The 5847-nt window shown below is 67.5% G+C and carries 7 protein-coding genes; 1 reads left to right on the top strand and 6 read right to left on the bottom strand.

Annotated elements, in window-relative coordinates:
- Positions 1-837 (bottom strand): TRAP transporter large permease subunit (locus tag BIS11_RS09465; RefSeq protein ID WP_253585967.1); only part of this gene is annotated, 837 nt, incomplete at its 3' end.
- A 65-nt stretch (positions 838-902) separates the two neighbouring features.
- Positions 903-1880, bottom strand: a complete 978-nt coding sequence (locus BIS11_RS09460) for a TAXI family TRAP transporter solute-binding subunit (RefSeq protein ID WP_253425925.1) — start codon at positions 1878-1880, stop codon at positions 903-905.
- Between the two features lie 340 nt (positions 1881-2220).
- On the opposite strand from BIS11_RS09460, the gene nhaD reads away from it, so the two are divergent.
- Positions 2221-3699 (top strand): sodium:proton antiporter NhaD, encoded by a 1479-nt coding sequence (nhaD, locus tag BIS11_RS09455; protein WP_253585966.1) that lies wholly within the window; start codon positions 2221-2223, stop codon positions 3697-3699.
- 10 nt (positions 3700-3709) lie between these two features.
- On the opposite strand, the gene BIS11_RS09450 is transcribed toward nhaD, so the two are convergent.
- The 4 genes from BIS11_RS09450 to BIS11_RS09435 all read right to left on the bottom strand — a co-directional run bounded on the left by BIS11_RS09450 (position 3710) and on the right by BIS11_RS09435 (position 5735).
- Complete coding sequence (locus BIS11_RS09450; RefSeq protein ID WP_253425921.1) at positions 3710-4378, bottom strand: glutathione S-transferase family protein; 669 nt, start codon at positions 4376-4378, stop codon at positions 3710-3712.
- 41 nt (positions 4379-4419) lie between these two features.
- Positions 4420-4998, bottom strand: a complete 579-nt coding sequence (locus BIS11_RS09445) for an antibiotic biosynthesis monooxygenase (protein ID WP_253425919.1) — start codon at positions 4996-4998, stop codon at positions 4420-4422.
- A 111-nt stretch (positions 4999-5109) separates the two neighbouring features.
- Positions 5110-5508, bottom strand: coding sequence for a hypothetical protein (locus BIS11_RS09440; RefSeq protein WP_253425916.1), 399 nt, complete (start codon positions 5506-5508; stop codon positions 5110-5112).
- Positions 5505-5735 (bottom strand): DUF2835 family protein, encoded by a 231-nt coding sequence (locus tag BIS11_RS09435; RefSeq protein ID WP_253585965.1) that lies wholly within the window; start codon positions 5733-5735, stop codon positions 5505-5507. Before BIS11_RS09435 ends, BIS11_RS09440 begins: the two co-directional genes overlap by 4 nt.
- Positions 5736-5847 lie beyond the last annotated feature (112 nt).

Below are 5847 nucleotides of genomic sequence, written 5' to 3'. Positions count from 1 at the left end.
GGCCCCGGCCCCCATCAATGGCGGCATGATCTGCCCGCCGGAGGAGGCCACCGCCTCCACGGCGCCGGCAAGCGAGCGCGGATAGCCAAGCCGGACCATCGAGGGAATGGTGATCGCCCCGGTGGAGGCGACGTTGGCGGATGCCGAGCCCGAGATCGAGCCCATCAGCGCCGAGGAGATCACCGAGACCTTCGCCCCGCCGCCGGTGAGCCGCCCGGCGATGGCGGAGGCCAGGTTCATGAACCCCTGCCCCGCCTCGCCTGCGTTGAGCACCGCGCCGAAGATCACGAAGATCGCCACCACGCTGACGCTCACGCCGGTCAGCGACCCCCAGAGCCCGCCTTCGGCGATGGTCAAGGTGCCCACCAGGCTCGGCAGCGGAATGCCCGCATGGCCGAAGGCGCCGGGCACGTGCTCGCCGAACACGCCGTAGGCAAGCGCGATCAGCGCCACCAGCGGCAGCGGCCAGCCGATCGCCCGGCGCGCGGCCTCCAGCGCCAGCAGGATCAGGAACACGCCGATGGCCATCTGCAGGTGCGTATCGATGAACCCGTACTGGTTGGCCAGCGCCGGCTCGTTGAAGGCGATGTAGCCGCAGGCCGCCACGCCCAGAAGCGTCAGCAGCCAGCCGCTTGCGCGCTGCAGTCGCGTGCGCGCCATGTAGACCAGCACCCAGGGCAGCAACAGCGCCATGTGCAGCGGTCGGCTCACCAGCGCCGGGGCCAGGCCGTAGAACACCAGGCCAAGGTGGAAGACGACGCTCGCCGCGCCAAGGGCCACCCAGCCGCTCGCCCAGGGGCGCGCCGGATGGAGGGAAGTATCAGAAGGAGCCTGCATCGAAGGTGCCTATCGACGAAATCCCCCCGCAGGCGGGCCCTGCGAGGGGATGCAAGAAGGAGGAATCAGCGCAGCGCGTCGGGAATGTCGATGCCGGCTTCGTCGTAGTAGCGCAGTGCGCCGGGGTGCAGCAGCGTGGTCATCTGCGCGAGCATGTCCGGGGTGATGGCGCCCCACCAGGCGGCCTCTTCGGCCATGGCATCGCGCCGCTCCCAGAAGGCCTTGGTGAGCGCGAAGGCGGTCTCGTCGTCCATCTGCGCGGTGGTGAAGGCCATGACCGGCAGCGACGTGGTCTGCACGTCCTCGTCGACGCCCGGGTAGGTGCCGCCGGGAATCACCTGGGCCGTGGACCCGGTCTGCTCGATCTGCTCGTCGGTCAGGCTCACCAGGGTGATCGGCATGCTGGCGGCGATCTCGATCACGTTGGGCGTGGGAAAGGAGCTGGCGGTGACGAAGGCGTCGATCTGGCCGTTCTTCAGCGCGTCCGGGCCGCTGCCGAGTGCGGCGTCGGCGATGCGCACGTCGCCGTCCAGCCCGAACAGCTCGAGGTAGCGCTGCGCCTCGCGGGCGCCATAGGTGCCGCGGCCGATCAGCACGTGCTTGTCGGCGAGCGCCTCGACCCCGGCGGTGCCGTGATCGCCGGCGATGACGAAGTGCATGGTGATCGAGGGAATCGGGAACAGTCCGCGGATCTCCTGAAAGCGCGGGCTCTGGCGCTCGGCGAAGGGCCCTTCACCCTGCATCGCCTGCTCGACCAGCGCCGGCGGCGTGGTGAACACGTAGTTGCCCTGGCGCGCCATCACCTCCATGACGTTCTGTACCGAGCCCTGACTCTCCTCGAGCGTCAGGACGATGGCGTCGTCGGTCTCCTCACGGATCGCTTCAGAAAGCTCCACGCCCATCTGATAGTAGGCCGTTCCGGCCGAGGAAGATTTATAGGTGATGCGCGTCTGCGCCTGGGCGGAAAACGCGAGCGTGGTCGTGGTGAGCAGCGCGACCGAGAGCGTCAGCGCGCGATGAAGAGAGCGAATCGAGTAGCGCATGGGCGTCCTTCGTATGTTCAGCCCCCGTCGAGGGGGTCTCGTTTTAGTGGCCCGGGGCGGGCCTTGCAGGGCTAACATACCACGGCGCGCCGCGCCCGGCAGCTCCCCCCGGGCAGCCAGAGGCGTGCCGGCTTCGACCAATGGCTAACGCCTCCTGCAGGTATGCCACCCCCGGGTGGCAAAGGCTATTAGCGAAACGATTAATTTCCTAAAAAAAGACGTCTCGACGCCGCCCCAAGGGGGCTTTGTTCGGTTTTATTCCGTATTGGCGTAAAGGCGCGATTGTTAAACTGACTTTGCTTATTCCCGCCTATTACAACGTCTATAGGATAAATGCCTTATGCCTTTGCTCGACAGCAAACCCGGCCGGCCACGATGCACGCGTGGCCGGCTTTTCGTATTGGCCTGCGCGCTGCTCGCCTTCGCACCGTCGGCGCTGGCGATCACCGGGGAGCTCGACCTGACCACGACCGGGATCGGCCTGTTCGCCCTGGCGGTGTTCGTGGTGGCCTACGCGTTGGTGATGCTCGAAGAGAAGATCCACATGCGCAAGTCCAAGCCCGTGCTGGTGGCGGCGGGGGTGATCTGGGGGCTGATCGGCTTCGTCTACGTGCAGAACGGCTTGTCGGAAACCTCGGAGTACGCGTTTCGCATGACGCTTCTGGAGTTCACCGAGCTGATGCTGTTCCTGCTGGTGGCGATGACCTACATCAACGCCATGGAGGAGCTGCGGGTGTTCGATGCGCTGCGCTCCTGGATGCTGCGCAAGGGGTTCAACTATCGCACCCTGTTCTGGCTGACCGGCGGGCTCGCCTTTCTGCTCTCGCCGGTCGCCGACAACCTGACCACCGCGCTTCTGATGTGCGCGGTGATCACCAAGGTCGCCGAGGGCGACAAGCGCTTCATCAACCTGGCCTGCATCAACATCGTGGTGGGCGCCAACGCCGGGGGCGCCTTCAGCCCCTTCGGCGACATCACCACGCTGATGGTCTGGCAGGCGGGCATTCTCGAGTTCCAGGAGTTCTTCATCCTGTTTCTGCCGGCGCTGGTCAACTTCCTGGTGCCGGCGCTGATCATGAGCGCGTTCATCAAGGACCAGAAACCGGCAAGCGTCCACGAGGAGGTGATGCTCAAGCGCGGCGCGCGGCGCATCATCGCGCTGTTCCTGCTGACCATCGCAACAGCGGTGGCCTGCCATACGCTCCTGGATCTGCCGCCGGTGCTGGGCATGATGACCGGGCTTGGCTATCTGCAGTTCTTCGGCTTCTACCTGCGCAAGAGCCTGCCGCGCTCGCTTGCCCGCAAGCGCGAGCGCTACAGCCGCCTGGGCGACAACAAGAAGCTCGAGCAGCTGGGCAGCGTGGTGCCCTTCGATGTGTTCAATCGCGTGGCGCGCGCCGAGTGGGACACCCTGCTGTTCTTCTACGGCGTGGTGATGTGCGTGGGCGGACTCGGGTTCATGGGCTACCTGGGGCTTCTGTCCGAAGCGCTCTACAGCGGCTGGAACCCGACCTGGGCCAACGTCACCCTCGGCGTGGTCTCGGCGGTGGTGGACAATATCCCGGTGATGTTCGCCGTGCTCACCATGCAGCCGGCCATGTCCGAAGGCCAGTGGCTATTGATCACCCTGACCGCCGGCGTCGGCGGAAGCCTTTTGTCGATCGGCTCGGCGGCGGGGGTCGCGGTGATGGGCCAGGCCCGGGGCGCCTACACCTTCATGGGGCACCTGCGCTGGGCGCCGGTGATCCTGCTGGGCTATGTGGCGAGCATCCTGGTGCACCTGTGGCTCAACGCGGGCAGCTTCGCTGCCCTGGGGTGAGTCGCGCGGCTCAGCGCTCGGGAAGATCCAGCGGGCCCACCCGGTCGATCACGCGCTGCCAGGCGGGGTCGCTTTCGAGCCGCCGGGTGTAGGCGTCGATCGCCGGGTAGCGTGACAGCGACCGGGTGCCTTTCAGCGCCAGCATGGGAAAGCTCATCTGCACGTCGGCCCCGCTTGGCCACGCGCCGCCGAAACTGCCCTGTTCGGCCAGGTGCGCCTCGATGAAGTCGAGGTGACGGTCGAGCTGCGGGTCGAGAAAGCGCTCGCGGATCGCCGCGCTGATCCCCTTGGCGACCGGGCGCACCAGCGCCGGCGACTGCTTGGGTATCTGGCCAAAGACCAGGCTCATCAGCAGAAGCGGCATCAGCGAGCCTTCGGCGTAGTGCAGCCAGTAGCGGTAGTCGACCCACTCGCGGGTCTCGTCGGCATTCGGCTGCAGGCGCCCGTCGCCGTAGCGCTGCACCAGGTAGTCGACGATCGCCCCGGACTCGGCCACGGTCAGCTCGCCGTCGGTGATCACCGGTGACTTGCCCAGCGGATGCACGTCACGCAGCGCCTTGGGTGCCTGCATGTGCTTGTCGCGCCGGTAGACCTTCACGTCGTACTCGAGCCCGAGCAGCTCGAGCAGCCAGATCACCCGGTGCGAACGGGATTTCTCGAGATGATGTACCTGGATCATGATCGCTCCTTGGCGGCGATGGGTGACGTTCACAGCGTGGCCTAGGTGCGCCGGGTTTGCCACCAACGCGCCAGCAGGTCCCGTGGCGACCACTGGCCTTGAAGCCAGGGGGCGAGCAGCCGGGTGGAGAGCGGGATGAACACGAACACCATGATCGGCGTGAGCACCAGGGTGCTGGCCAGTACGCGCGGCACCAGCGGCCAGCCGGCGAGCCAGCCGCCGAACAGCAGCTGGAAGGCAAGCGAGATGGGGAAGAACGCCAGCCACACCGCCACCGCCTGCTTCCAGCGCGGGGTGGGCTCGACCCCGTCCATGTGGAACCAGGCGCCGAGGCCCGTGGCCCGCTGCTCGCTGGGCGAGTCGAACAGGCCCTGGCCGCGCTTGAGCCAGCCGCTGCGCGAGGCGGACTGCTGCCAGGTCTCGAGGGTGTCGGGGTCGGCGAAGCGAAACACGATCTGGTACTCGTCGTCGCCCTGGGGCGGGGCGAGCACGCCGGAGCCGAGGTAGCCGGGAAAGTCCGCGGCTAGGTCGCGCCCCTCGTTGAGCCAGCGGTGGAAGTCGTGATAGCGGCCGTGGGCCACGCGGCGGGCCACCATCAAGGTAACGGGCGAGGTAGACATGGGTTATCTCCGGATCGAAAGCCGCCGGCCGGGTAGGCGGTGGCGAGCGCCCGGGGCGGGTGATCCCCGGGCGAGTGTCGCATTATAGAAGCAATTTCGATGCCAGGGGAGTCAGCGCGGGGCGTTTGCCACCGGGTCGCGGCGCTCGCCGCGCTGGAAGGCGCGCACGTGGCGGTAGATGGCGATGGCCTCGTCGATGGCGGCCACCTCGTCGTCCTTGAGCAACAGCGCCGGCGGGCGGTGGCGGGGGTCGGCGAGCAGCGCGTTGACATCTAGGCGGTAGCGCTCGAGCAGCGCCTCCAGAATCAGCCGCAGCCGATACACGGCAAGGGCAAAGCGCTCCTGCTGCTGCCTGCGCCACAGCACGTCGAGCGGGTCGCTGGCGCTGTCGATCAGGCTTGTCAGGGTATTGCCGACCAGCGTCTCGGCCAGGTTGAGGTCGGGGATGACGCGAAGTACCAGGGTGTCGAGGCTCATCGGCGCGGGGTCATCAGGGTGATAAGGGGTCATGACGGGCTCGATACGGGAGCGATGGCGCTGAACCGCCCCTGGTCGGTGAAGGTAAGTCGAAACACGCCGCGAACGCCGTCGCGGCCCACCACGCGGCGCAGCGCCTCGGCGGGAAACGCCACCCAGCGCCCGTCGACGCTGCGCGCCCGCACGCCCTGGTAGCGGCCTTCGTAGTGCGCCAGGCATTCGCTGGCGCTCAAATCGAGAATCACGTCGATGGAGGGCATGGCCAGGCGCTACCGCGAGCCGGCGCCAAGCGGCGCCAGCGCCTGCCACTCGCGGCGCTCGGGCCAGCGGCGCAGCCAGCCGGGCACCTCATCGGCGGGCATCGGCCGGGCG

This window comes from Halomonas sp. 707D4, from assembly GCF_024158685.1.
Classification (GTDB): domain Bacteria; phylum Pseudomonadota; class Gammaproteobacteria; order Pseudomonadales; family Halomonadaceae; genus Vreelandella.
The sequence above is the reverse complement of the archived record's forward strand: the minus strand, read 5'-3'. Positions and strand labels throughout refer to the sequence as shown.

Excerpts from the sequence above, each read along its gene's own strand:
- BIS11_RS09460 (WP_253425925.1), bottom strand. The coding sequence starts at position 1,880 with ATGCGCTACTCGATTCGCTCTCTTCATCGCGCGCTGACGCTCTCGGTC.
- nhaD (WP_253585966.1), top strand. The coding sequence starts at position 2,221 with ATGCCTTTGCTCGACAGCAAACCCGGCCGGCCACGATGCACGCGTGGC.
- BIS11_RS09450 (WP_253425921.1), bottom strand. The coding sequence starts at position 4,378 with ATGATCCAGGTACATCATCTCGAGAAATCCCGTTCGCACCGGGTGATC.
- BIS11_RS09445 (WP_253425919.1), bottom strand. The coding sequence starts at position 4,998 with ATGTCTACCTCGCCCGTTACCTTGATGGTGGCCCGCCGCGTGGCCCAC.
- BIS11_RS09440 (WP_253425916.1), bottom strand. The coding sequence starts at position 5,508 with ATGACCCCTTATCACCCTGATGACCCCGCGCCGATGAGCCTCGACACC.
- BIS11_RS09435 (WP_253585965.1), bottom strand. The coding sequence starts at position 5,735 with ATGCCCTCCATCGACGTGATTCTCGATTTGAGCGCCAGCGAATGCCTG.